Origin of the sequence: Knoellia sp. Soil729, from assembly GCF_001427985.1 — a bacterium.
Classification (GTDB): domain Bacteria; phylum Actinomycetota; class Actinomycetes; order Actinomycetales; family Dermatophilaceae; genus Knoellia.
In genome coordinates, this window is sequence record NZ_LMSA01000003.1 from 89,025 (window position 1) to 114,195 (window position 25,171).

20 protein-coding genes are annotated in these 25,171 nt (G+C 68.5%); 9 read left to right on the top strand and 11 right to left on the bottom strand.

Features of this window, described 5'->3' with window-relative positions:
- Nucleotides 1-9 precede the first annotated feature (9 nt).
- Nucleotides 10-1,119: a glycosyltransferase family 4 protein gene (locus ASG74_RS12165; RefSeq protein ID WP_235498935.1), complete on the bottom strand. Its 1,110-nt coding sequence runs from the start codon at nt 1,117-1,119 to the stop codon at nt 10-12.
- A gap of 141 nt (nt 1,120-1,260) precedes the next feature.
- On the opposite strand from ASG74_RS12165, the gene ASG74_RS12170 reads away from it, so the two are divergent.
- Nucleotides 1,261-5,259 carry an alpha-(1->3)-arabinofuranosyltransferase domain-containing protein gene (locus ASG74_RS12170; RefSeq protein ID WP_056143788.1) on the top strand — a complete coding sequence of 1,333 codons (3,999 nt, stop codon included), beginning with the start codon at nt 1,261-1,263 and terminating at the stop codon, nt 5,257-5,259.
- Here ASG74_RS12170 and ASG74_RS12175 read toward each other — a convergent pair.
- Entirely contained in the window at nt 5,173-6,360 is a 1,188-nt protein-coding gene (locus ASG74_RS12175) for an acyltransferase family protein (protein WP_056143792.1), read from the bottom strand. The two genes, ASG74_RS12170 and ASG74_RS12175, sit on opposite strands and share 87 nt — an antisense overlap.
- 121 nt (nt 6,361-6,481) lie before the next feature.
- Here ASG74_RS12175 and ASG74_RS12180 point away from each other — a divergent pair, with 121 nt between their 5' ends.
- A complete protein-coding gene (locus ASG74_RS12180; protein ID WP_056143794.1) occupies nt 6,482-7,501 on the top strand; it encodes a DUF3068 domain-containing protein in 1,020 nt (339 codons plus the stop codon).
- A 1-nt stretch (nt 7,502) separates the two neighbouring features.
- Entirely contained in the window at nt 7,503-8,447 is a 945-nt protein-coding gene (locus ASG74_RS12185) for a UDP-glucuronic acid decarboxylase family protein (protein ID WP_200942602.1), read from the top strand.
- Here the strand turns inward: ASG74_RS12185 and ASG74_RS12190 are convergent.
- Nucleotides 8,436-9,248, bottom strand: a complete 813-nt coding sequence (locus ASG74_RS12190) for a class I SAM-dependent methyltransferase (RefSeq protein WP_056143800.1) — start codon at nt 9,246-9,248, stop codon at nt 8,436-8,438. The genes ASG74_RS12185 and ASG74_RS12190 overlap by 12 nt on opposite strands.
- A 148-nt stretch (nt 9,249-9,396) precedes the next feature.
- On the opposite strand from ASG74_RS12190, the gene rpsA reads away from it, so the two are divergent.
- Together rpsA and ASG74_RS12200 are read left to right on the top strand one after the other, a co-directional pair.
- Entirely contained in the window at nt 9,397-10,908 is a 1,512-nt protein-coding gene (gene rpsA / locus ASG74_RS12195; protein WP_056143803.1) for a 30S ribosomal protein S1, read from the top strand.
- Nucleotides 10,909-11,016: 108 nt separating this feature from the next.
- Complete coding sequence (locus ASG74_RS12200; RefSeq protein WP_056143804.1) at nt 11,017-11,478, top strand: PPOX class F420-dependent oxidoreductase; 462 nt, start codon at nt 11,017-11,019, stop codon at nt 11,476-11,478.
- On the opposite strand, the gene ASG74_RS12205 is transcribed toward ASG74_RS12200, so the two are convergent.
- The 6 genes from ASG74_RS12205 to ASG74_RS12230 all read right to left on the bottom strand — a co-directional run bounded on the left by ASG74_RS12205 (nt 11,475) and on the right by ASG74_RS12230 (nt 17,978).
- Nucleotides 11,475-12,311: an inositol monophosphatase family protein gene (locus ASG74_RS12205; RefSeq protein WP_056143808.1), complete on the bottom strand. Its 837-nt coding sequence runs from the start codon at nt 12,309-12,311 to the stop codon at nt 11,475-11,477. The genes ASG74_RS12200 and ASG74_RS12205 overlap by 4 nt on opposite strands.
- Nucleotides 12,308-13,462 (bottom strand): ABC transporter ATP-binding protein, encoded by a 1,155-nt coding sequence (locus ASG74_RS12210; RefSeq protein WP_056143811.1) that lies wholly within the window; start codon nt 13,460-13,462, stop codon nt 12,308-12,310. Before ASG74_RS12210 ends, ASG74_RS12205 begins: the two co-directional genes overlap by 4 nt.
- A 20-nt stretch (nt 13,463-13,482) precedes the next feature.
- On the bottom strand, nt 13,483-15,225 hold the full coding sequence (locus tag ASG74_RS12215) for an ABC transporter permease (protein WP_056143814.1): 1,743 nt from the start codon (nt 15,223-15,225) through the stop codon (nt 13,483-13,485).
- 15 nt (nt 15,226-15,240) lie between these two features.
- The gene (locus tag ASG74_RS12220) at nt 15,241-16,329 is read right to left on the bottom strand and encodes an ABC transporter substrate-binding protein (RefSeq protein WP_056143815.1); all 1,089 of its coding nucleotides are present in this window, start codon (nt 16,327-16,329) and stop codon (nt 15,241-15,243) included.
- 108 nt (nt 16,330-16,437) lie between these two features.
- Nucleotides 16,438-17,163: a response regulator transcription factor gene (locus tag ASG74_RS12225; protein WP_056143818.1), complete on the bottom strand. Its 726-nt coding sequence runs from the start codon at nt 17,161-17,163 to the stop codon at nt 16,438-16,440.
- Nucleotides 17,160-17,978: a sensor histidine kinase gene (locus ASG74_RS12230; RefSeq protein ID WP_056143826.1), complete on the bottom strand. Its 819-nt coding sequence runs from the start codon at nt 17,976-17,978 to the stop codon at nt 17,160-17,162. The genes ASG74_RS12225 and ASG74_RS12230 overlap by 4 nt, the downstream gene beginning before the upstream one ends.
- A gap of 38 nt (nt 17,979-18,016) precedes the next feature.
- On the opposite strand from ASG74_RS12230, the gene coaE reads away from it, so the two are divergent.
- The gene (gene coaE / locus ASG74_RS12235) at nt 18,017-19,195 is read left to right on the top strand and encodes a dephospho-CoA kinase (RefSeq protein ID WP_056143829.1); all 1,179 of its coding nucleotides are present in this window, start codon (nt 18,017-18,019) and stop codon (nt 19,193-19,195) included.
- On the opposite strand, the gene ASG74_RS12240 is transcribed toward coaE, so the two are convergent.
- Nucleotides 19,180-20,226: a Gfo/Idh/MocA family protein gene (locus ASG74_RS12240; RefSeq protein WP_056143831.1), complete on the bottom strand. Its 1,047-nt coding sequence runs from the start codon at nt 20,224-20,226 to the stop codon at nt 19,180-19,182. The two genes, coaE and ASG74_RS12240, sit on opposite strands and share 16 nt — an antisense overlap.
- A gap of 44 nt (nt 20,227-20,270) precedes the next feature.
- Here ASG74_RS12240 and uvrB point away from each other — a divergent pair, with 44 nt between their 5' ends.
- Both uvrB and ASG74_RS12250 read left to right on the top strand, forming a co-directional pair.
- Nucleotides 20,271-22,385, top strand: a complete 2,115-nt coding sequence (gene uvrB / locus ASG74_RS12245; protein WP_056143833.1) for an excinuclease ABC subunit UvrB — start codon at nt 20,271-20,273, stop codon at nt 22,383-22,385.
- On the top strand, nt 22,382-22,750 hold the full coding sequence (locus ASG74_RS12250; protein ID WP_200942604.1) for an MmcQ/YjbR family DNA-binding protein: 369 nt from the start codon (nt 22,382-22,384) through the stop codon (nt 22,748-22,750). Before uvrB ends, ASG74_RS12250 begins: the two co-directional genes overlap by 4 nt.
- Here the strand turns inward: ASG74_RS12250 and ASG74_RS12255 are convergent.
- A complete protein-coding gene (locus ASG74_RS12255; protein ID WP_235498937.1) occupies nt 22,714-23,442 on the bottom strand; it encodes an alpha/beta hydrolase family protein in 729 nt (242 codons plus the stop codon). The two genes, ASG74_RS12250 and ASG74_RS12255, sit on opposite strands and share 37 nt — an antisense overlap.
- A gap of 696 nt (nt 23,443-24,138) precedes the next feature.
- Here ASG74_RS12255 and ASG74_RS12260 point away from each other — a divergent pair.
- Nucleotides 24,139-25,122: a TerC family protein gene (locus tag ASG74_RS12260; RefSeq protein WP_056144715.1), complete on the top strand. Its 984-nt coding sequence runs from the start codon at nt 24,139-24,141 to the stop codon at nt 25,120-25,122.
- Nucleotides 25,123-25,171 lie beyond the last annotated feature (49 nt).

Consider the following 25,171-nt stretch of genomic DNA (forward strand, 5'->3'; position numbering starts at 1 on the left):
GCTCGGGCCTCACCGTCTGACCTGACGCAGCAGCAAGTCCTCCCACGACTGTACGCAGTCGTCCCAGTGGAACCGGGAGACCCAGGTCCGCACGCGATCCGACATCGCCCTGCGCTCGTCGTGCTGGGTCAGCACCCGAGCCACGGTGTCGGCAAAACTGTGCGCCCCGGAGCTCGAGGCGCCGTTGACCAGCAGACCGGTCTCCTCATGCCTGATGGAGTCGGCTGGGCCACCTGCTTCGCGAAACGCAACTGTGGGAGTGCCGTGAACACCTGCTTCGACGACAACGAGCCCCCACCCTTCCTTGAGGCTCGGCATCGCGTGCACCCAGGCGCGTGCGAGGAGTCGATGCTTCTCTGCCTCGGAGACATGCCCGTGGAACGTCACCAGCTCATCGATCCCGAGCCTGGATGCATGCGCGCGAAGGGTGGGTTCCCACCACCCCGACCCGACCACGTCCAGGTGGATTCCCGGGATGCGGTGCCGCAGGCTGGCCACGGTGTCCAAGGCGATCTCGACGCGCTTCTGGGGGACCAGACGGCCCAGCACGATGACACGCGGCGAGTGCGATCTCTCCAGCCCCTCGTCGGCCACAGCGTCAGTGCCGTTGTGGATCAGTGTGATCCGCTCGGGGTCCACGCCGAGCTGGACCAGTTCGCGCCGGGTCGAATGGCTGACCGCCACATAGTTCGAGCGCCGGTAGGCGGCTGGGGCCACCGAGGACTCCAGCCACCATCCGAGGCGCGCCGTGCGGGGCCCGAAGACGAGGGGCCACTGTTCGCGGTGCACGTGGTGCACGAGGTTCACGACAGGGGTACTGGTGACAAGGGGTGAGAGATACGGCACGCCGTTCTGGACGTCGACAACGACATCGTGTTGGGTCTGACTGCGCCCGAGGACGGCGATCGGATAGATCGAGTAGTGCCCGCCCCGGCGCACGTACCGGACTCCGGCGATCGTCTCGTCGGGCAAGGCGCCGGGGTAGGCGGCCGTGCGAAACGTCACCCCGTGGCCCCGGGCCGCCAGGCCCTCGGCCACCGTGACAAGGTACTTCTCGGCACCGCCGGCTTCCGGGTGGTTGAGGTCGCGCCAGTTGAGCAGCAGGACTCGCAGAGACATTCGTCCTCGAAGGGCTGGGTGACGGAGGCGTTCGGTGCCGCATGGTTACCATTCCCGAGTGCGTTCCGAGCAAGGGCGAAGGTACCTCACCGGCCTTCGTCGGGGGAGGCTGCCGGTGCTCCACCGCAGAGATGGTTCTTGGTGACCTCGCCAGTTCGCGACCGCAGCTGGATTCAGGCGTTCGCCGGTCTTCTCGTGGTGTGGAGCGTGGCATGGTCGGTGACTCCCGGCCGGATCTCGGAGGACACGAAGAACGACCTCTACGTCGACCCGTGGGGTTTCCTCGGGCGCGCGCTGCACCTGTGGGACCCCCAGGTGACCTGGGGCGGCTTGCAGAACCAGGCGTTCGGCTACCTGTTCCCCATGGGCCCCTTCTTCGGGATCGGCTCGGAGGTGCTGCCGATGTGGGTCGTGCAGCGCCTGTGGTGGATGGCCCTGCTCACCGCTGGCTTCGCGGCGATGATGGCACTCCTGCGAGCGTTCGGCGTTGCTGGCTCTGGGGTGCGCGTCATCGCCTCGCTGGCCTACGTCCTCGCGCCGCGCGTGATCAGCACCATTGGCGGACTTTCATCGGAGGCGCAGCCTCAGCTGCTCGCGCCGGCGATTCTCCTTCCCCTCGTCCTCGTCGAGCGGGGCAGGGTGGGAGCACGCAAGGGTGCCGCTCTCAGCGGGGTCGCCCTCCTCTGCTGTGGGGGAGTGAACGCCACCGCCACCGCGTTCGCGGTCCTCCCCGCCGCGATCTGGTTGGTGACCCGTCGCTCCTGGTGGAGACGACCGGTGACCTGGGTGTGGGGAGCGTGTGTCCTGGCCGCCACGAGCTGGTGGCTCGTGCCACTGGTCGTCATGGGTCGCTACTCGCCTCCCTTCCTCGAATGGATCGAGAACGCACAGACGGTGACGGCCCAGATCACCCTGCTCGATGTCTTCCGCGGAACGACTCACTGGCTCGGCCATCTGGTCACGTCGGGCGGTGTCTGGTGGCCAGCAGGTTTCGAGCTGGTGTCGAGTCGGGCAAGCATCGTGGCCACGACCTGCGTGATGGCCCTGGGTCTGGCGGGTTTCCTGGTTCGCGGCCTTCCGCACCGAGCCTTCCTGCTGACCTGTCTCGCCCTTGGGGTGCTGTTCATCTCGTTGCCCCACCAAGGACCGTTCGACTCCCCGCTGGCGCATCCGGTACAGCAGGCCCTCGATGGGCCCCTTGCACCGCTTCGCAACGTTCACAAGGCTGATCTGCTCATCCGGCTGCCGCTCGCGGTGGGGCTGGCCCACCTGCTCAGGAGGCTCGCCGTCTGGCGACCTCGCCGGGCGTGGCTCGGGGGGGCTGCGCTCACTGCAGCCACTCTGACGGTGATCGGGGCCGCGGCACCAGGGTTCAGCGGGGCCATCGCCCCACGCGGGTCCTTCGTCGAGGTGGCCGAGCCCTGGCGGGACCTCGGGCGCTGGCTCGACGGCCGCACGGACGGTCAAGCTCTCATCGTGCCCGCCTCGAGCTTCGGTGAGTACCTCTGGGGGCGGCCGATGGACGAACCCTTGCGAGCGCTGACATCAACCCCGTATGCCGTGCGGGATGCCGTGCCGCTCGCGCCCGCCGGGACGGTTCGGCTGCTCGACGAGGTCGAGACGCGGCTGCAGACCGGCCGGCCTCTCGGCGGGGCGGACTCCATGCTGCGGGCCGCGGGCGTTCGATACCTAGTCGTCCGCAATGACCTCGCCGCCTGGGAAGCAGGGCAGCCACCAGTGGCCATTGGCCGTTCTGCCGTGGTCAACACCGCGGGGGCCTCTTTCGTCAAGGGGTTCGGTAAGACCTGGGTGGACTCCTCGGGGGAGCGGGTGTTTCCCCTGGAGGTGTATGCACTCAAGGGCCACGTGGCTACCGATCTGGAGATGTGGGCGGCCGACGACCTGGTCGGTGCCTCCGGAGCTTCAGAGGACTTGGCCCGTCTCGCGGACGCCGGCATGGGTGGTCGTCCGGTGATCTTCGACGGAGACCGCACCCTCAACCTCGAGCCCGGTTCGGATGTCGTCACGGATGGCTTCCGGGCCAGGGACCGCTGGTTCGGTGCTCCACGAGGACAGGACGTGACGAACACCCTCGACGAGCACGACGCGCTGACCTCGGCGGACTACCTGCCCTGGCCCGGGGTCGAGCACCGGTCCGTGGTGACGTACACCGGCATACGGGATGTGCGTGCGTCGTCGTCAATCGCCCAGGACTTTGGAGTCGCGGGACTCCAGCCGGCCCACCGGGCGTTCGCGGCACTGGACGGCAATCCCCGTACCTCGTGGGCAGCGGCATTCGACGATGACCCCACCTTGACCATCGAGCTGGAGAAACCCACCGAGCTGCGGCGCATGAGCGTTCAGGCCTACGTCGACAGGGTGCGGTTCGGCAAGGGACTTGGCATCCCGACCGAGCTCACCGTGTCGACGGATGCCGGCTCACTGGACGTGCGGCTCTCGACGACCGAACGGCCGACGACCATCGAGCTTCCCGCTGGCCTGACGAGCCAGGTCACCATCCACATCCGCCGCACGACTGCTGGCAAGCCCGCCACCGTGGTCACGGGGCTGGCCGAGGTCCGCCTGCCCGGGATCAGTCCGGTCGAGGCGGTGAGGACGCCGAGCACGGTGTCGGGATCAGCCCAGACTGCCGTGCTGGGGGCAGGGCTGCCCGGAACGGATGGGTGTGCCCTGTTCGCGCGGCACTTCACCTGCTACTCGGGTCTCCTCGTGGATCCCGAGTCCACGGGTGCGATGGTGCGCACGATAGAAGGACTGGCGACCGGCGACCGGGTCATCACCGGGACCCTGGCGGTTGACCCCCTCGCCGTGCCCCAAGAGCTCCTGACTGTTCCAGGGGTGGAGGTGACGACCAGCAGCCTGCGCGGGTACGCCCCCTCAGCACTTCCACAGTCGATCATCGACTCGGATCCCCGGACTGCGTGGAGCCCCGCTCCGGACGACTCCTCACCCTCGGTCACGATAAGACTCGATCAGCCCACAGCGATCCAGGGTCTACGTCTGCAGACGCGAGGAGACTGGGCCAAGAAGGAAGCGCCCGCCGTCGTGGTGGACATCGACGGGTCCGAGCTGACTCGAAGGCTGCCGGAGCACGGGGTCCTCAGCCTTCCACCGAGGACCGGACGGCACATATCGATCACGTTCGTCTCGGTTCCCGGACGGGGTCGGCCTGGCGTGGGAGCGCTCGAGCTCGAGGAGCTCGAGATCGTCGGTCACCCCTTCGCGCCGCCCGTGGACACGGTCAGCAGTGGCTGCGGTGAAGGTCCGCGAGTCACGGTGGACGGCCAGTTCGTGCCGACCGCCGCAGAGGGTCGGCGTGACGCGCTGTTCGGCATCGGCGCGTTCACCTGGCGCACCTGCGAGCCGGTCAGGGTGGCCGCTGCCAGCTCGCACACGCTGACCGTCGACTCGTGGCGCGGTCTCGCACCCCGCAGCGCCGTGCTGGCACCGGAGCGCGACGCCACCGCCGCTCACTCTCAGGTGGTGTCGCACCGGCGACCCACCCCGACCCGGCTCACCGCAGATCTGTCCTCCGGAGCCCTGCGCGTCCTCGTCATGGGTGAGAACGCCAACCCTGGGTGGCAGGCGACCCTGGGGGGCTCGCGCCTCGCGGCGCAGGTGGTCGATGGGCGGAGGCAGGGTTTCGTCGTGCCCACTGGCGCCGCCGGTCGGCTCACCATCGAGTTCGCTCCCGATCGTGCGTATCGATGGGGGCTGGGAGCCGGGAGCGTTATGGCGGCACTGGTCGTGCTGCTCGCCGTGTGGCCTGACCGGGCCACGCGGCGCCGAGTGGCTCGCGGTGCCAAGAGGTACGGCGCCGTACCGGTGCTCACGGCCACGGCCACGGCCACGGCCACGGTCGTGTGGTGTGCCCTGATCGCTGGGCCAGCCGGAGTTGCCGTCGGGGTGGCGATGGTCATCGTCAGCCACTTGGGACGCCACCGACGACTGTGGCTCGTCTCCTCAGTGCTGAGTCTCACCCTTGCAGCCGCGGTCATCCAGTCCTGGGTAGCGCCCGGCCGCGTCGGGAGCTCAGCGGTCGAGGCGTCGGTCAGGCTGTTGGTGCTGGCGGCGCTCGCGATCGCGCTGGCGACCCAGGAAGCGCCCGACGAGCGCTGACGCTGGAACTTCGAGCCACTGGTGGCTCATGACCGCGAGGAGCAGGGTCGTCGGCAGGCCCACGGCCAAGAGGGGCACCACACCTCCAGAGAACAAGGCGACGCCGGTGACGGCATACAGAGCCGTGAAGACCGGCAAGTGCCACAGGAAGACCCCGTAGCTCACCCGTCCCAGCCACCGCACTGTTGCATGGGACAGTGCGGCGCGATAGGCGCTCGCACCGCCGTGGGTCAGCGGGAGCAAGAGGGCAAAGGACACCAGGGTGCACAGCGCCGTTCTGCCGATGAGCTCGCTGGCGGACGCGGTGTCGACCGTCAGTGCTCCCGCGATGGTGGTGGTGCCCAGCAGGTAGGCAGCCCCCGCGACGGCGAGGCACATGACGGAATCTGCCCCCCAGGCCTCGAGCCGTCGTGAAACCGAGGACGTGGGGACAGAGAGGGCCTCGGCACAGATCATGCCGGCGAGGAACTGGGGCGCGCGGGCATGGAGCCACATGTGGAACTGGAGGTCCTCACCGAAGACCTCCCCTGCCCCCAGACCCGCAAACAGGGTCGTGACGAGTGCGGTGACGACCAGAACAACGAGCGGGAGCGCGGGGTGTCGTCGGCGAAGCGGTCGAAGCGCGATGACGACGAGCGGTAGCACCGCATAGAAGGAGATCTCGGTGGCCAGGCTCCACGACTGGCCGAACGCGGAGATCCACGCATCGGAGACGTAGATCTGGAGCAGTGCTGCGTGGAGCACCCAGTCGCGCCATGGCGGGTTGGCGAAGACGACGACGGCAGCCAGCGCCACCCAGTAGGCAGGAAGGACCCTGGCGGCTCGGCGCAAGCCGTAGCCCAGGACATCAAGGCTCCCCTTCGCGTCCTTGGACACCAGGCCACGATGCAGGAGGAAACCCGACAGCGCGAAGAAGATCCCGACCCCGAAGTCACCCCGGGCCCAGAGACGCCCGATCAAGCCGCCCGTGGCACCGAACCCGGTGAGGAAAGCAGCGTGGGTGAGCACCACGAGTCCCGCGGCGACAGCGCGAAGACCGTCCAGAGCCGGGTTGAGGGTCAGGGGAACTGCGTGGTTCCGCAACCCCGTCGTCATGCTCATGTGCGCACCCTATGGGAGAGGACCGCGCCCACCGTTCCCAGAACCCGAAGCCCCGCTGTACCGACTGGTAGGGTCTCGTCAACTCGATCCGTGCTCCACTTGAGACAAAGGTGTCCCGCACATGCGCAGAATCATCGGTCTGGTCCTCATGGGCCTCGCCGGCTTCCTCGTCACCGCCGCAGTGCTGGCCCTGGTCTACGTTCCGGGCCAGGTGAAGAAGACCCCGCTGGATACGGACTCGAACACGCGACTCTCGGGGACTGCCGCGGTTCTCCCGACGGGTGGCAGCGCTCCCGTGAAGGCATTGAGCCACACCGTCGCCGACGGCAAGAAGTCGGACGGCAAGGTCGTCGTGTTCGACACCTTCACCTGCCTGATCACGGACCCCAACGGGAACGCGCCCGACTGCGTCGACGACTCCAACACCGGTGAGGGAACCAGGCTCGTCACTGCGTCCACCGACCGCTTCGCGACCGATCGCAAGACCGCGCTCGCGGTCAACGACGAGAAGTACATCGGGGACGCGAAGCCGCATGAGGGCCTCGTCAACAAGTTCCCGTTCGGTGTCGAGAAGAAGACCTACCCCTTCTGGGACGGGGTCATCGGTCGCGCGAATGACGCGGAGTTCCAAGGGGAGGAGAAGGTCAACGGCTGGAACACCTACAAGTTCGTCACCACGGTGACCGACGAGCCCGCGGAGATCGCTTCAGGCATCCAGGGCACGTACTCCTCGACCAAGACGATGTACATCGACCCGCGCACCGGTGCCATCCAGAAGCAGACGGAGCAGCAGGTGCGCAAGACCGACAACGGCACCACGGTCCTGGACCTGGACTTCGGCTTCACCGACGAGACCATCGCGGCAAACATCAAGGACGCCAAGGCCAACGACTCCAAGCTCGGACTCGTCGACAAGCTGCCACTCATCGCTGGACTGCTTGGGCTCCTGAGCGCTGTCGCCGGCTTCTTCCTGTGGAACAGCGCCCGTCGTGACGGTGAGGATGACGCGAGGCGCGACGCCTACGACGGCAACGGCGACGGCGACTTTGACCGCGCCAACTCCAACCTCGACGTCTTCGGCGACCGCGAGCGCGTGGATGACGGGGCCACGCGCAGCAACATCGACCTGCGAAAGTCCTGACGTGCGCGTCGTCGTCACCGGCGGCGCGGGCTTCCTGGGATCGCACCTCTGCGAGGCGTTGGTCGGACGGGGTGACGAGGTCGTGTGCCTCGACAACTTCCTCACCGGCGCGCCCGCCAACGTGTCCCATCTCGTCGAGGAGCCGGGCTTCAAGCTGATCCGCTCCGACGTGACGGACTTCGTCCATGTCGGCGGCAAGGTGGACCTCGTCCTCCACTTCGCCAGCCCGGCGTCGCCGATCGACTACCTCAAGCTGCCGATCGAGACGCTCAAAGTGGGATCGATCGGGACCCTTCATGCCCTGGGCCTGGCCCGCGACAAGAGTGCTCGGATCGTCCTGGCCTCGACGTCCGAGGTGTACGGCGATCCTCACGTCCACCCTCAGCCGGAGACCTACTGGGGTCACGTGAACCCGGTCGGTCCTCGCGGCGTCTACGACGAGGCCAAGCGCTTTGCCGAGGCGCTGACGCTGGCCTACCGCAACACCCACGCGGTCGACACGGGGATCGTGCGCATCTTCAACACGTTCGGTCCGAGGATGCGACCCAACGACGGGCGCGCCATCCCCAACTTCATCCGTCAGTCCCTGGCCGGCGAGCCGGTGACGGTGGCGGGGGACGGGTCCCAGACCCGGTCCATCTGCTACGTCGACGACCTCGTCGACGCGATCCTCAGCATGGCCGACGGAGAGCACCAGGGTCCGATCAACATCGGCAACCCCCACGAGATCTCGATGCTCGACCTCGCACGCAAGGTCATCGATCTGACGGGGTCAGCCTCACGTGTCGCACACATCGAGCGACCCGTGGACGACCCCACCGTGCGCCAGCCGGACACCACGCTGGCCCGACAGGTGCTGGGCTGGGAGCCCAAGGTCGAGATCGACGAGGGACTGGCCCGCACCATCGCGTGGTTCCGCGAGGTGCATCCCTGGTCACCCGCCTGACGGTCGGCGGCAGACGAAGATCGCCGTCCCCGGGATGATCGCGCCGCGCGTCGGCGACCAGCCTCCCCAGGTCGCGGTGTTGTCCAGCGGCCACTCAGGCTCGACCACGTCCTCCACGACGAGTCCGGCCGCGACGATCTCGCGGATCCGGTCGCCCATCGTCCGGTGGTGCTCCACGTAGGTGGCCCGCCCCGACTCGTCGGACTCGACATACGGCGTGCGGTCGAAGTAGCTGAGCCGCGCCGTGAGCCCGGCCTCGCTGGGGTCGTCGGGGAAGGCCCATCGGATCGGGTGGGTCGTCGAGAAGACGAAGCGCCCACCGGGGCGCAGCACCCGGGCCATCTCCACCATGACGGCAGCGCTGTCGGCGACGAACGGCACGACGCCGTATGCCGTGAAGACCGTGTCGAACGACGCGTCACCAAAGGGGAGCGCGAGGCCGTCGCACTGGACCAGCGGGGGAGCGATGCCGGTGCGCGAGCTGACCTGCGACCCGACGCGCAGCATCCCCGCCGACAGGTCCGTGGCCACGACCGTGGCACCGGTGTGCCGGACCAGCCAGCGGGCACACTGGCCGGCCCCCGCACCGATCTCGAGGATGCGCTGACCAGCACCCGCCCCCAGCAGCCCGAGCGTCTCCTCGGTCCACCCCTCCGGTCCCCAGACGAACTCCTCGTCACCCAGGAAGGACCCGTGCTCGGCGTAGTACTCCGCGGCCTCGCCGTCCCACCAGGAGCGGTTCGCGGCGGCGGTCTCGCCACCCTCGGAGGGGCGCCGACCGACGTCGCCGCTCACCGGCATACCCCGCTTTGACCCTGCACGGACGACCTCGGTAAGGTGATCGTGCAAACGCGTGTGTCGACGCATGCCCCGCGGGGCCTGCGAGCACGTCGGGTGCACTCAGCACCAACCCACTTCATCCATCTGTCCACATCGGAGTTCCTACTACATGACTGCCAGCACGGTCGACACGACCGCCCCTCAGATTGCCATCAACGACATCGGCTCTGAGGAAGAACTTCTCGCCGCCATCGACGCGACGATCAAGCACTTCAACGATGGCGACATCGTCGAAGGCATCATCGTCAAGGTGGACCGCGACGAGGTCCTGCTCGACATCGGCTACAAGACCGAGGGTGTCATCCCCTCGCGCGAGCTGTCCATCAAGCACGACATCGACCCCAACGAGGTCGTCAAGGTCGGCGACGAGGTCGAGGCCCTCGTCCTCCAGAAGGAGGACAAGGAAGGCCGTCTCATCCTGTCCAAGAAGCGGGCTCAGTACGAGCGCGCCTGGGGCACCATCGAGAAGGTCAAGGAAGAGGACGGCGTCGTCACCGGCACCGTCATCGAGGTCGTCAAGGGTGGGCTCATCCTCGACATCGGCCTGCGCGGCTTCCTCCCCGCCTCCCTCGTCGAGATGCGTCGTGTCCGCGACCTCCAGCCCTACGTCGGCAAGGAGATCGAGGCCAAGATCATCGAGCTCGACAAGAACCGCAACAACGTGGTCCTGTCGCGCCGTGCCTGGCTCGAGCAGACGCAGTCCGAGGTGCGCACGACGTTCCTCAAGGAGCTCCAGAAGGGCCAGGTCCGTTCGGGCGTCGTGTCCTCCATCGTCAACTTCGGCGCGTTCGTGGACCTCGGCGGCGTCGACGGTCTCGTCCACGTCTCCGAGCTGTCCTGGAAGCACATCGACCACCCGTCCGAGGTCGTCGAGGTCGGCGACGAGGTCACCGTCGAGGTGCTCGACGTCGACATGGACCGCGAGCGTGTCTCCCTGTCGCTGAAGGCGACGCAGGAGGACCCGTGGCAGCACTTCGCCCGCACGCACGCCATCGGTCAGGTCGTGCCCGGCAAGGTCACCAAGCTCGTCCCGTTCGGCTCGTTCGTGCGCGTCGAGGACGGCATCGAGGGCCTGGTCCACATCTCCGAGCTGGCCGAGCGCCACGTGGAGCTCCCGGAGCAGGTCGTCACCGTCGGCGCCGACATCTTCGTCAAGGTCATCGACATCGACCTCGAGCGTCGCCGCATCTCGCTCTCCCTCAAGCAGGCGAACGAGGACGGCGCGGGCCAGGTCGAGTTCGACCCGACCCTCTACGGCATGGCTGCGGAGTACGACGAGGCCGGTGCCTACAAGTACCCCGAGGGCTTCGACTCCGAGACCAACGAGTGGCTCGAGGGCTTCGAGAAGCAGCGTGAGGTCTGGGAGAAGCAGTACGCCGAGGCACACGCCCGCTGGGAGGCGCACCGCGCGCAGGTCGAGGAGGCCGCCAAGGCCGACGCCGAGGCCGCTGCCGGTGGCGACACCGCCACGTCCTACAGCAGCGACTCGTCCACCGCGTCGTCCGCCTCCGACGACGACGAGAGCACGGACTCGCGTCCGGCCGCTCCCGCCGCCGCCGAGGGCACCCTCGCCTCCGACGAGGCCCTCGCCGCACTGCGCGAGAAGCTCACCGGAAACTGAGCGGGACGGCATACGCCCGTATGCCGTGACGCACGTCCGAAGGCCCGGTTCCCCTTGCGGGGAGCCGGGCCTTCGGCCTGTCCGCCCCCGCCGTGCCACAGTGGGGGCATGGCACGCACCGTCGCGACGAACACCACTGTCGACCTCGAGACCCTGCTCGACTTCCTGCGCCCCCGACACCACCTGGTGCTCACGACGAGCCGGCGAGACGGCCGGCCACAGACCTCGCCGGTGACCGGTGGGGTGGACGAGCAGGGCCGCATCGTCATCTCGACCTATCCGGAGCGGGCCAAGGTGGCGAACGCTCGTCGCGACCCGCAGGTCAGCGTCCTGGCACTGTCCGACGACTTCGACGGGCCCTGGGTGCAGGTCGACGGGGAGTGCGAGGTGATCGACATGCCCGAGGCTGCCGAGGCGCTGGTGGACTACTACCGCTGCATCTCGGGGGAGCACCCCGACTGGGACGAGTACCGGCAGGCCATGCGTGAGCAGGGCAAGTCACTGCTCCGCATCACGCCGACGCACTGGGGGCCGATCGCCACCGGCGGCTTCCCGGCGCGGTTGGCCTAGCGCCGGGACAGGGCGGTGACGAGCGTGCGCAGCGTCGGGTGCTCGATCTCCGCGCCGGTCGCCCAGTAGGCCGGGCGCAGGTAGGAGCTGCCCGCGTCCCCGTTCACGACGCCGTCCTCGCAGCCCCAGTAGCGGCCACCGCCAAGGCGCACCATGAAGGCACCGGCGGCCACGTCCCAGGAGTTGGTGTGCAGGTCGAACGTCGCGTCGGCCCGTCCGGTCGCCACGTGGGCCAGGCCCAGCGCCCCACTGCCGAGGGTGCGCACGGCTCCGTAGGCCCGCACCAGGGCCCCACTCGCCGTCAGGGCATCGTCGGCGTTGGCTTCGAGGTCGAGGTCCCGCGGGAAGGTGGAGACGACCAGGCTGTCGATCTCGCGCTCCACGCGCCGAGGGCCGGCTGCCGTGCCGTTGACCGTCACACCGGTGAGGTCGGCGGCGAACACCTCACCCAGGGCCGGTGCGGCAATGACGCCGGCAACGACCTCGCCGTCGACGGTGGCGGCGATGGAGACGCACCAGAAGGCCAGCCCGTGGCTGAAGTTCACCGTCCCGTCGATGGGGTCGACGTGCCAGACGACCCGCCCGCTCCCGGAGTGTCCGCCCTCCTCGCCGATGATGACGCTGTCCGGGACGGCCTGGGTGAGACCCTCGCGGATGAGGCGCTCGGAGGCCAGGTCGTGCTCGGTGACGAGGTCATGGGGTCCGCCCTTGTGCTCGACGGACATCGGCCGCCGGAACGCGTCCATGAGGTAGGCCGAGCTGCCCTCGGCGACCTGCTCCGCCACCGTCCGCAGCTGCACGGACTCCTCGACCGAGCAGGGCCGGCTCGTCACGGCTGGTCGCCCTCCACGGGCATGAGCCAGGCACGTCCCGCCTCGAAGCCGACGTCGAGGAAGTCGCCGGGGGAGAACGTCTCGTGGGCGTGCGGGTCGGCGACGGACACCACGAGGTTGCCGGCCTCGGTCTCGATGTCGTACTCGATCGACTGGCCGTAGAACATCGACGACAGGACCCGTCCCACGGCTCCCCCCACGGCACGTCCCCGCGTCGGCGTGAGGCGCACGGACTCCGGACGCACCATGAGCGTCACGGAGCTGCGGGCGTCCACCGCGGCGTGCCTGGGCACGGTCCACCGCTGGCCGAGGACGCTCACGTCCGCACCGGTTGCGGTGACGTCGTGGACGTCGACGTCGAGGAAGTTGGCACGACCGATGAAGTCGGCCACGAACACCGATGCCGGGTGGCGATAGATCTCCTCGGGTGTGTCGACCTGCTCGATGACGCCGACGTTCATGACGACGATCCGGTCGGACATCGTCATGGCCTCGTCCTGGTCGTGCGTGACGAAGATCGTGGTGATGCCGAGCCGCCGCTGCAGCCGACGGATCTCCCCGCGCATCTGCACCCGCAGCTTGGCGTCGAGGTTGGACAGCGGCTCGTCGAAGAGCAGGACCTTGGGACGCATGACGAGCGCGCGAGCCAGGGCCACGCGCTGCTGCTGGCCACCCGACATCTGGTGGGGCGCCCGGTCGCGGTAGGGCCCGAGGTTCATCGAGGTCAGTGCCGTCTCGACCTCCTCGGTCACCCGTGCCGACGGGAGCTTGCGCAGCTTGAGCCCGTAGGCGACGTTGTTGAAGACGCTGAGGTGGGGGAAGAGGGCGTAGGACTGGAAGACCATCGCCATGGGCCGCTTGTTGGGCGCGACCTTGTTGATGAGGTCGTCGTCGAGCCGGATCTCTCCCTCGGTGGGGGTCTCGAAGCCGGCGATCATCCGCAGGGTCGTGGTCTTGCCGCACCCCGACGGGCCGAGGAGGGTGATGAACTCGCCCGGCTCGATGTCGAGGTCCACGTCCTTGACCGCTGGGCTGGCGCTCTTGTCGTCTCCGTAGACCTTGCGCAGGGAGCGCAGGGTGACCCGGCCGGGAGTGGCCGTGGCGATGTTGCCGGCGGCCAGGTGCGTCGAGGTGTCCGACTGCGTTGTCATTGCACTCTCCGAGGTGGCGGTCATCGGCGTTGGATGCCGCGGATCGAGGGGTGGAGCATGGCGAGGTTGAGCAGTCCGATGAAGCTGAGCACGATGACGATGAGGATGGCGCAGTACGCGAAGGCGTTGCCGAAGCGCCCGGAGTCGACCTCGGACAGGATCTGGCTCGTCATGATCTTGGTCTGCGGCGTGGTGATGAACACGATCGGCGAGAGCGTGGTCATCGAGCGCGCGAACGCGTAGGTGAGGCCGGCGAGCAGCGCCGGCCGGATGAGCGGCAGCGTCACCGTCCTGAAGGTGGTCAGGCTGCTGGCCCCGAGGCTGGTCGCAGCCTCGTCGATGGCGGGGTTGATCTGCTGCAGGGCCGAGATGCCGGCCCGTTGTCCCGTGGGAAGTGACCTGGCGACGAACACCATGACGATCGCCATCGCACCACCGAAGGCCGCAGAACCTCCCGCGACCGCCGGGAACCACTGCCGCCCGCCGAGGATCGTCGGGGTGTTGAAGGCGATGGCGTAGCCGATGCCGATGACGGTCCCGGGGACGGACAGGCCGAGCATGCCCACGAAGTCCATGAGGCCGGACGTGCGCTTGAGCTTGCGCACCACGAGCCACGCGATGACCATGCCGAGCAGCCCTGCGATGGGGGTGGCGATGAGGGCGAGGATCGTCGTGGTGAACATCGCGTCGGACCCGATGCCGGCCAGCACGAAGCGGTAGTGGTCCAGGGTGAACTCGTTGTTGACCCCGAAGATCTTGACGAACCCGCCGAAGACGACCGTTCCGTACATGAGGATCACGAGCCCGGCCACGGCCACTGCCACGGTGAGGATCGGGATGCGCAGGACCGGTGCGGTGATGAGCTCGGGACTCCCAGCCGGCTTGCCGGTGACGCTGACGACGTTCTTGCGGTTCACCCAGTAGCGCTGGACGAGGAAGACGCTGAGGGCGGGAAGGAGCAGGACGAGCGAGTATGCCGCCCCGCCCGCGACGTTGTACTCGCCCACCACCGCGAGGTAGGCCCTCGATGCGAGCACGGTGTAGTCGCCACCGAGGACGAGGGGGTTGGCGAGGTCGGCGATGGACTCGACGAAGAGGAGCAGCACCGATCCGGCGATGCCGGGGATGAGCATCGGCAGCGTGACGGACGTGAAGATCTTGAGCTTGTTGGCCCCGAGGTTGGCGGCCGCCTCGTCGAGGCTGGGGTCCAGGCTCTCCAGCATGCCCTTGAGGTTCATGTAGGCCACGGGGAAGAACGAGAGCGTGAGGACGAAGACGAGCCCCTTGAGCCCGTAGATGTTGACGTCGAGGCCGAAAACACCGTTGCTAATCATCCCGTTGCGGCCGAAGAGCGTGATGGCTGCCGTGGCCACCGCAAAGGGTGGGGACACGATCGGCATGAGCGAGACGAGGTGCAGCATCTTCTTGCCGCGGAAGCCCAGACGCACCTGCGCGTAGGCCATGACGAAGCCCACCGCGGTCCCGAGCAGGGAGACGATGACACCGAGCTGGATGGTGTTCCAGAGGATGCGGCGGTTGACCGGGTTGCTCAGCATCGAGCTGACGATGTCCCAGCCCTCCGCCGAGAAGGCGACGGTGAGGATCCTCACGAGGGGGAGCCCCACGATGACGGCGAGGATGAGGGCGACGACGGTCACCATCACGACGAGGGTGAGGTCGCGTCCGGAGCGGCGACGCGGTCGGGGCGAGGGTTCGCTCGCCCCGACCGGGTCAGCGGCTGCGGGAAGCAGCGTGGCTGTCATGGGTGACGGGTTGCCTCACTCCTTGGGAGCAGGCGCGACCTCGGCGTCGAACTTCGCGGTCAGTTCCTTCTTCTTCTGCCCGGCCTCGATCGAGTCGTAGTCGACGAGCTTGACCTGGTCGAGCTTGACCATGTCGTCGGTGACCTTGGCGTCGGGGTTGGTCGGGATCTGGAAGCTGCCGACCGTCGGGCCGATGTTCTGGTGGTCGGGGGTCAGGGTCCAGTCCAGGAACTTCTTGGCGTTCTCCGCGTTCGGTCCGCCCTTGACGAGGGAGACGGCGCCGATCTCGTAGCCCGTGCCCTCACTGGGGAAGGTGTTCTCGAGCATGTCGAAGCCCTCCTTCTGGTACTTCACGCAGTCGTGGCTGAAGATCACGCCGACCGCGACCTCACCCCGCCCTGCCATCTGCCCCGGCGCGGAGCCGCTCTTGGAGTACTGGAGCACGTTGTTGTGCAGCTTGCCGAGGTAGTCGAAGGTCTTGTCCACGTCCATGTCATTGAGGACCATCTGGGTCCAGACGGCGGTGTAGGACGTGCCCGACGTCGACGGGTGCGCGATCGCGACCTGCTTCTTGAGCTTGGCGTCGAGCAGGTCCGCCCAGGACTTCGGTGTGCTGGCGCCGACCTTGTCGAGCTGGTCCTTGTTGGAGCAGAAGCCGAGGACACCGACGTAGGTGCCGGTCCACTTGCCGTCCTTGTCCTTGTACTTGTCCGGGATGGCGGCGGCGTTGGGGGACACGTAGGGCTCGATCAGCCCGGCGTCGAAGGCGGCGACGTGCCCGTCCGACGGACCGCCGTAGAGCACGTCGAACTCGGGCTTCGACTTCGCGGCGTCGAGACGGGCGACGCCCTCTCCGGAGCTCATCCGGACGTAGGAGGTCTTGATGCCGGAGGCCTTGGTGAAGGCGGCCGCCATCGCCTGGCACTGCTCCTCCTGGGGCGTGCAGGCGACGACCACCTCACCGGTGCCCTTGGTCGACCCGCCGTCGGAGCTGCTGGCTGCGGGCGTGGAGGTGTCGGGGTCCTCGACGGCGCACGCTGCGAGGAGTGTGGTGAGCCCGAGGGGCACCGCGAGGAGGATGGCGGAGGTGCGAGAACGACGCATGGCGGTTGACTCCTTTGTCAATGGCCGACCGTGACGCTTACGGCCTGCTGCGCGCCCGACACTAGGGCGCGGCGACGGTGGGCAGGTCACGAAACGGGTCTCAGTCGGTCACGGTCCTGTGACCGTCGGTCCGTCGGACCTCGTGGGTGGCACGTAGCGGTAGCCGACCCCGCGCACGCTCTGGATGCAGCCCCTGGCCACCGGGTCCACCGCCTCGAGCTTGAGCCGCAGCCGGTAGACCGCGGTCTTGAGCAGCTCCCGACCGCCCAGCGGCTGCGCGTCCCCCCACGCGAGGAGCAGCAGCTGCCGGAAGGGCAGGTCCTCGTCGGGGTGGGTGACGAGGGCAGCCAGCAGCCGGTACTCCTGCGACGTCAGGTCGACCCGCTTGCCCCTGACGTAGGCCGTGGCCGCCTGCAGGTCGAGGGTCACCGGCCCGGCCTCGGCGAGGGCCCCGCGGCTCAGGGGCGATCGACGGACCAGGCCCGCCGCGCGCAGCGCCAGCTCGCGGGGGTGGAAGGGCTTCGCGACGTAGTCGGAGGCGCCGGCCTCGAGACCAGCGATCCGCTGCGACGTCTCACCGAGGGCGGTGAGCAGGATGACCGGCATCGGCCTGGTCGAGGTGATCCGTCGGCAGAGCTCGATGCCCGACATGCCCGGGAGCATGACGTCCAGGACGACGAGGTCGAGCTGCTGGTCCCTGACGAGGGGCCAGGCCTGCTCGGCCGAGCCGGCGGACAGGGCCGTGAAGCCCTGGGTCTCGAGCGCGAAGGTGATGATCTCGCGCATGGCGGGCTCGTCCTCGACGACGAGCACCCGCCACTGGTCGCCACTCATGCGTCCACCCTGCCCTCTCGAGCGGGGAAGGTCACGAGCATCGTGGTGCCGTGCTGGGCGATGGTGTCGACGAGGATCCGGCCGCCGTGGAGCTCGGCGATGTGCGCCGAGATGTAGAGGCCGAGACCCGTCCCCTCACCGACCGGTGCGCTGCTCGAGAACCGGGCGAACAGACGGGACCGCTCCTCCTCGTTCATCCCTCGACCCTGGTCGCTGATGGAGATGATGACGTTGCCCTCGGCCGTGTGGCCGCGCACCACCACCTCGTTCTCGGGCGAGTCGTCGTGACGCAGGGCGTTGGCCACGAGGTTGCTCACCAGCTGCTGGATGAGCTGCGGGTCGAGGTGCACCCGGGTGGGTGGGCCCGGAGCGTCGAGGGCGATCGCCCGGTGGTGGTGCACCTGCCGCAGCTCACGCACGATCGAGCGCAGGTAGGCGCGCAGCTCCACCTCGCGCAGCTGGACCTCGAAGAGCCCGGCCTCGATCCGCGCATGGGTGAGCAGGTCCTCCGCGAGGGCGATGACGTGCTCGGCACTGCCGGAGATCGTGTCGACGAACTTCGCCTGGGTCGTCGTCAGGGGTCCGGGGCTCTCCTCGGCGAGGAGGTCGGCGGAGCCCTTGATGAGGGCCAGGGGAGTGCGCACCTCGTGGCTGAGCACGGAGACCTGGTCCGCGCGGCGCAGCGCGAGCTCCTGCAGCCGCGCGATCTCGCGCGAGCTGGTCCGCAGCCGGCGGCGCAGACGGCGCACCCACCACGCGAGGAGCGCGATCACGAGCGCCATCACGAGGAGCCCCACCGACAGGGCCGGAGTCATGGGGCCGACCCTACGCAACTCCCCGGTACCTTGGCCCCATGTTGCGTGTGGGCCTCACCGGCGGAATCGGTTCCGGCAAGTCGACGGTCGCCCGCCTCCTTGCCGATCTCGGTGCCGTGGTCGTCGACGCTGACGCTGTTGCCCGAGAGGTCGTCGAACCGGGTATGCCGGCCCTCACGGCCATCCGGAAGCGTTTCGGGAACGCTGTGTTCGGCTCGGACGGAGCGCTCGACCGTCCGGCCCTGGGTCGGGTCGTCTTCGCTGACCCGGGTGCCCTGGCCGACCTCGAGGGCATCACCCACCCCGCGATCTGGAGGCGCACCGCCGAGCTCCGCGAGGCCGTGCCCGCCGAGACGATCCTCGTGCACGACATGCCCCTCATCGTCGAGAAGGCGATGGGGGCCGACTACCACCTGGTGGTCGTCGTCGGGGTGGAGGCAGGGGAGCGGCTCGACCGGCTCGTCCGCGACCGCGGCATGACGCCCGAGGACGCGCAGGCCCGCATCGACGCGCAGGCCGACGACAGCGCCCGTCGGGCAGCGGCGGACGTGTGGCTCGACAACAACGGCACCCCCGCGCAGCTCGAGGTGGAGGTTCGCAGACTCTGGGCCGAGCGGCTGCAACCGTTCAACGAGAACCTGATTCACGGCATACGGGCTCGTCGTCCCGACGCACTCACGCTCAGTGAGCCCAAGGAGGAGTGGCCGGCCGAGGGCGCCCGGCTTGTGGCGCGCATCGCGAAGGCGTTGGGAGACAGGGCGCTCGCGGTCGACCACATCGGCTCCACGTCGGTGCCGGGGCTCGTTGCCAAGGACGTCATCGACATCCAGGTGGGGGTGGGCTCCCTCGAGGAGGCTGATGCGCCAGCGTTCGTGGAAGCGTTGCAGCACAGCGGCTTCCCGCGGGTGGACGGTCCCGCCGCGGACCACGGCAAGGACGGCACGGCGTGGCACAAGAGGTTCCACGGCAGTGCCGACCCCTGCCGTGTCACCCATGTCCACGTGCGGGAGGTCGACGGCCCGGGCTACCGCTGGGCGCTCACCTTCCGCGACTGGCTGCAGGCAGACAGTGGTGCGCGGGACGAGTACGCGGCGCTCAAGCTGGACCTGCTCGCGAAGGGGCTCTCGACGCACGACTATGCGGACGCCAAGGAGCCGTGGTTCGACTCCGTGCACGACAGGGTCATGGAGTTCGGCGACGCTCACTCGCCGGGGTAGCGCACCCCCACCTGCGCGCGGACCTCGTCGAGGACCTCCATGATGCGCAGGGTCTCGGCGGCCGGGAGGAGGGCGCTCTCGGTGAGCCCGGCATCGACGCAGCGTGCCGCCTCGCAGAACTCGAAGTGCAGTCCGTGGGTGCGGTCCTCGGGCTCCCAGGAGATGTCGGTCCCGGCGTCCCGGGAGACGAAGCGCACGCGCGAGGGGGCGTACCAGCTGCTGTGCGGGTCGTCGGGGTCGCCGAGCTCGAGGCGGCCGGCGGTGCCGTTGATGCTCGCGGTGGTCGGCGTGCGCGAGGTCATCGTGGCGTGCAGCAGGCCGCGGCCACCCGTCGCGCCGGTCACGAGGATCGTCTCCTCGGCGTCCACGCCCTCGGCGGCGAGGCGGCCGGTGGCCGTGACGGACTCGATGCCGCCCAGCGCGAACGAGGCGAACGAGGTCGGGTAGATCCCGAGGTCGAGCAGCGCGCCGCCGGCGAGGGCAGGGTCGGACAGGCGCTGCGGACCGTTGGGGTAGAGGGGCTGACCGTGGTCGGCGAAGACGTTCTCGACCTTCCCGAGCAGACCGTCCTCGAGGCACTGGCGCACGACGTCGATGCCGGGCAGGAAGCGGGTCCACATGGCCTCCATGGCGAGCAGGCCCTTGTCCTTCGCGGTGTCGAGGATCTCGCGGGTCTCGCTCGCGTTGCGCGCGAACGCCTTCTCGACGAGGACGTGCTTGCCGGCTTCGAGGGCCAGCAGCGCCTGCGCGTGGTGCTCGGAGTGGGGGGTGGCGACGTAGACGATGTCGACCTCGGGGTCGTTCACGAGCTCCTCATAGGACCCGTATGCGGTGTGCACGCCGAAGTCGTCAGCGAAACCCTGCGCTCGACCCAGGTCCCGCGACGCCACGGCTTGGATGACCTGGTCGGTCTCGGCGCGTAGCGCCGTGGCGCTCTCCCGGGCGATGTAGCCGGGGCCGAGGACGCCCCAGCGCAGGGTGGGAGCGGTGCGCGGGTCAGGGGTGCGAGGTGCGGGGAGCGTGACGGTCACCGGTCCATCCTCGCACTGTCAGTGGCACGGCATACCGTGGTCGTATGCGTCCCACCACTGACTTGAAGCGCACCGTCGCCCCGTTCCAGGTCGTGTCCGAGTTCCAGCCCGCCGGTGACCAGCCGACGGCGATTAAGGACCTGACCGAGCGGATCAACGCGGGCCAGCAGAACGTCGTGCTCCTCGGCGCCACCGGCACCGGCAAGTCGGCGACGACGGCATGGCTCGTGGAGCAGGTGCAGCGGCCGACCCTGGTCATGGCCCCCAACAAGACCCTCGCCGCCCAGCTGGCCAACGAGTTCCGGGAGCTGCTGCCCAACAACGCGGTCGAGTACTTCGTGAGCTACTACGACTACTTCCAGCCCGAGGCCTACGTGCCGCAGACCGACACCTACATCGAGAAGGACAGCTCGATCAACGACGAGGTCGAGCGGCTGCGGCACTCGGCGACCAACTCGCTGCTCACCCGCCGCGACGTCATCGTCGTGGCGTCCGTGTCGTGCATCTACGGTCTCGGCACCCCGCAGGAGTACGTCGACAAGATGGTGCAGCTGCGGGTCGGCGACGAGCTCGACCGCGACGACCTGCTGCGGCGGTTCGTGCAGATGCAGTACACCCGCAACGACCTGGCGTTCACGCGCGGGACCTTCCGCGTGCGCGGCGACACCGTCGAGATCATCCCGATGTACGAAGAGCTCGCGGTGCGCATCGAGTTCTTCGGCGACGAGGTCGACAAGATCTACACCCTGCACCCCCTCACCGGCGAGATCGTGCGTGAGGAGACCGAGATGTACGTCTTCCCGGCCTCCCACTACATCGCCGGCCCGGACCGCATGGAGCGCGCCATCGCGGGGATCGAGCACGAGCTCGAGGAGCAGCTGCGGACGTTCGAGAGCCAGGGCAAGATGCTCGAGGCCCAGCGGCTGCGCATGCGCACGACCTACGACATCGAGATGATGCGCCAGGTGGGCTCCTGCTCGGGCATCGAGAACTACTCGATGCACCTCGACGGTCGCACCGCCGGCTCCGCGCCCAACTGCCTGCTCGACTACTTCCCCGAGGACTTCCTGCTCGTCCTCGACGAGTCGCACGTGACGGTGCCGCAGATCGGCGCGATGTACGAAGGCGACGCCTCCCGCAAGCGCACCCTCGTGGACCACGGCTTCCGGCTGCCGTCGGCGATGGACAACCGCCCACTCAAGTGGGAGGAGTTCCTCGAGCGCATCGGCCAGACCGTCTACCTGTCGGCGACGCCGGGCAACTACGAGATGGCGCAGGCCGACGGCGTCGTGGAGCAGATCATCCGGCCGACCGGGCTCATCGACCCCGAGATCGTCCTCAAGCCGACCAAGGGCCAGATCGACGACCTCCTCCACGAGATCAACGTGCGGGCGCAGCGCAACGAGCGCGTGCTCGTCACGACCCTCACCAAGAAGATGGCCGAGGACCTCACCGACTACCTCCTCGACAAGGGGGTGCGCGTGCGCTACCTCCACTCCGACATCGACACCCTGCGCCGCGTGGAGCTGCTGCGCGAGCTGCGCATGGGCGAGTACGACGTCCTCGTCGGGATCAACCTCCTGCGCGAGGGCCTCGACCTGCCCGAGGTCTCGCTGGTGTCGATCCTCGACGCCGACAAGGAGGGCTTCCTTCGGTCGGCCCGCTCGCTCATCCAGACCATCGGCCGAGCAGCCCGCAACGTCTCGGGCCAGGTGCACATGTATGCCGACAAGGTCACGCCGTCGATGCAGGAGGCCGTCGACGAGACGAGCCGGCGGCGCGAGAAGCAGATCGCCTACAACCTCGAGAAGGGTGTCGACCCCCAGCCCCTCCGCAAGAAGATCGCCGACATCACCGACCTGCTCGAGCGCGAGGACGCCGACACCGAGGAGCTGCTCGGTTCCGGACGCGCGCGCTCACGGGGCAAGAGCGACGGTGGTCGGGGCGGGCGTGGTGCCCTGGTGGCCGACCAAGCCACGGCGGGCACGAACCGGCACTCCGACATGGCGGCCGGTGACCTCGCCAACCTCATCCAGGAGCTCACGACCCAGATGCACCAGGCGGCGGCGGACCTCCACTTCGAGCTGGCCGCACGCCTGCGCGACGAGCTGGGTGACCTCAAGAAGGAGCTGCGCCAGCTCCACGAAGCCACGCGATGACGACCCGCCTGACGCACGACGAGGTCGCGGCCCACGCCCTCGCCAAGCCGGGGGCGTGGGCCGATCAGCCGTGGGAGGGTGACGACGTCGCCAAGGTCGGTGACAAGATCTTCGCCTTCCTCGGTGGGGCGGGAGTCGGCGTCAAGCTCGGGTCGCGGTCCGAGGCCGACGAGTGGATCGCCGAGTTCCCCGGAGACGCCTCGGTCATGGCCTACATCGGTCGCCATGGCTGGAACACCCTTCGCCTGAGTGGTGCGATCCCCGACGAGGCCATCCGCGAGGCGGTCGACACGTCCTACGACCTCGTCGTCGCCAAGCTGCCCCGGGCTCAGCGGCCGGCGAGCTCGTCGAGCAGCTCGAGCTGACGCGTCCACACGCTGGAGTCCACGTCGATGACGGTGAAGTGGTCGCCGTCCACCTCGACGGCTGACGCGTCGGCACCCGCACGCGTGGCTGCCGCGACGTAGTCCGCCGACTGGCTCGGCGGGACGATGTCGTCGCTCCGGCCGTGGATGCAGCGCACGGGGACGTCCAGCGGGAGCTGCTGCATCGGGTCGTAGGCGCTGTCCGAGGCCGTGGGCGCATGGCCCAGGAACCTCTCGACCGCTCCGTCACCGAGCCCTGCCTGATGGGCGGCGCGCAGGTCGAGGACCCCGGCCTGCGAGAGGGCGCCGGTGACGCGGACCGTGGCGTCGTGCCATCTCTCCTGGTGCTGCCTGCCTGCAGCCCAGACGGCGAGGTGGCCACCGGCCGAATGGCCGAGTGCGAGCACCGTGGTGGTGTCCAGCCCGTCGACGGTGCTGAGGCGGTCGATCGCCGCACTGACGTCGTCACAGGTCTGCGGGGTGCCGCCACCGTTGCCGACCCGGCGGTACTCGATGTTCCACGCCGTCCACCCGCGTTCCACGAGGGAACGCGCCAGGGGTCGACCCAGCTCCAGGTCGTACTCCGCCTTCCAGAAGCCGCCGTGGATGACGACGACGACCCCCTTGCTGGCCCCGTCCGGTCGGCTGAGCTCGCCGAACTGGCTCTCGTCGTCGCCATACGTGATCCGCACCGGGCCATCTCCATCAGTCGTCGCATCGGGCGCTGGTACCTCACACGCCGCGAGGGGGAGAGCAGCAGCCGCCGCGATCACCAACCTCCGAGTAGGCACGCCCGAAGCGTAAGCGGAGCGCGGCCCAGCAGGAGCGCGTAAGTGTCTGTTCGCCGCTGGCTGGGCCTGGCGGGAGCGCAAAGTGCGCTCAGCGCGCGGAGCGCGGATGGGACTGCGGCGAACCGACACTTACGTGCGACAACGCAAAGGTGAGCGGACGGCATACGGGCGCTCGAGTTGTCTCGATTCACCTCACGTGCGAAGCCGTGAGCGACTCGGGGGCGGAGGGCGGGCCCACTCCGATGGTCAGAATTCACCTCACGTGCGAAGCCGTGAGCGACTCSGGGGCGGAGGGCGGGCCCACTGCGATGGTCAGAATTCACCTCACGTGCGAAGCCGTGAGCGACTCCGGGGCGGAGGGCGGGCCCACTCCGATGGTCAGAATTCACCTCACGTGCGAAGCCGTGAGAGAATTCGGACCAGCGGAGGGGAGTATCCCCAGCGCGGCTACCTCGTCATCACGGCGGCACATCGCCCGGGGAGTCGGTCCGTCCCACTCGGGCGGGAGAGACCTCCGGGCCATGTCCCCAACCTCGGAAGGTTGCCCGCGTGCATTCCGCCTCCACCCTGACCAGCCTGTCCACTGCGACCGAGTCGATGAACGTCGCCACCTGGCAGTGGTTCCTCACCCTCGGCATCGCTGCCGCTGTCCTCATTTTCGACGTCGTGATGATCGCCCGGAACCCACACCGGCCCTCGACCAAGGAGCTCAGCGTCACGCTGTCCTTCTATGTCGGTGCCGCAGTCCTCTTCGGGATCTGGGTGTGGCTCAGCCACGGGAGCCAGCTCGCGGGTGAGTTCTATGCCGGCTGGCTGACCGAGTACTCACTCTCGGTCGACAACCTCTTCATCTTCCTGCTGATCATGGCGAAGTTCGCCGTGCCCGAGAAGTTCCAGCAGGTGGCCCTCATGTGGGGCATCATCATCGCGATCGTGCTGCGCGGCATCTTCATCTGGCTGGGCGCCGCCGCGATCAACAACTTCTCGTGGGTGTTCTACATCTTCGGCGCGTTCCTCATCTACACCGCGGTCAAGCTCGCGACCGAGGGTGAGAGCGACGACGAGGAGTTCGAGGAAAACCGCTTCATGAAGTGGGTCGAGCGGACGCTGCCGTCCACCACGGAGTGGAGCGGCAGGCTCTTCGCCAAGGAGAACGCCAAGCGGGTCGTCACCCCGTTGTTCATCGTGGTCCTCGCCCTGGGCACCACCGACCTGCTCTTCGCCCTGGACTCCATCCCGGCGATCTACGGGCTCACCAAGGAGCCCTACCTCGTCCTCACGGCCAACCTGTTCGCCCTCATGGGCCTGCGACAGCTCTACTTCCTGCTCGGCGGACTGCTGCAGAAGCTCGTCTACCTCAGCCTGGGCCTGGCCGTGCTGCTCGCCTTCATCGGCGTCAAGCTCATCCTCCACGCCCTCCACGAGAACGAGCTGCCCTTCATCAACGGTGGCGAGCACTTCAAGGTCTGGGACATCCCGATCGCCGTCTCCCTCGGTGCGATCGTCGTCATCCTCGGCGTCACCACGGTGGCGAGCCTGTGGAAGTCGCGTCGCGACGCGAAGGCGGAGCTCAGCAGTTGACCGGCGCACCCGGCATACCGGTCGCCACTGCGTTCAGGACCTCCTCGGA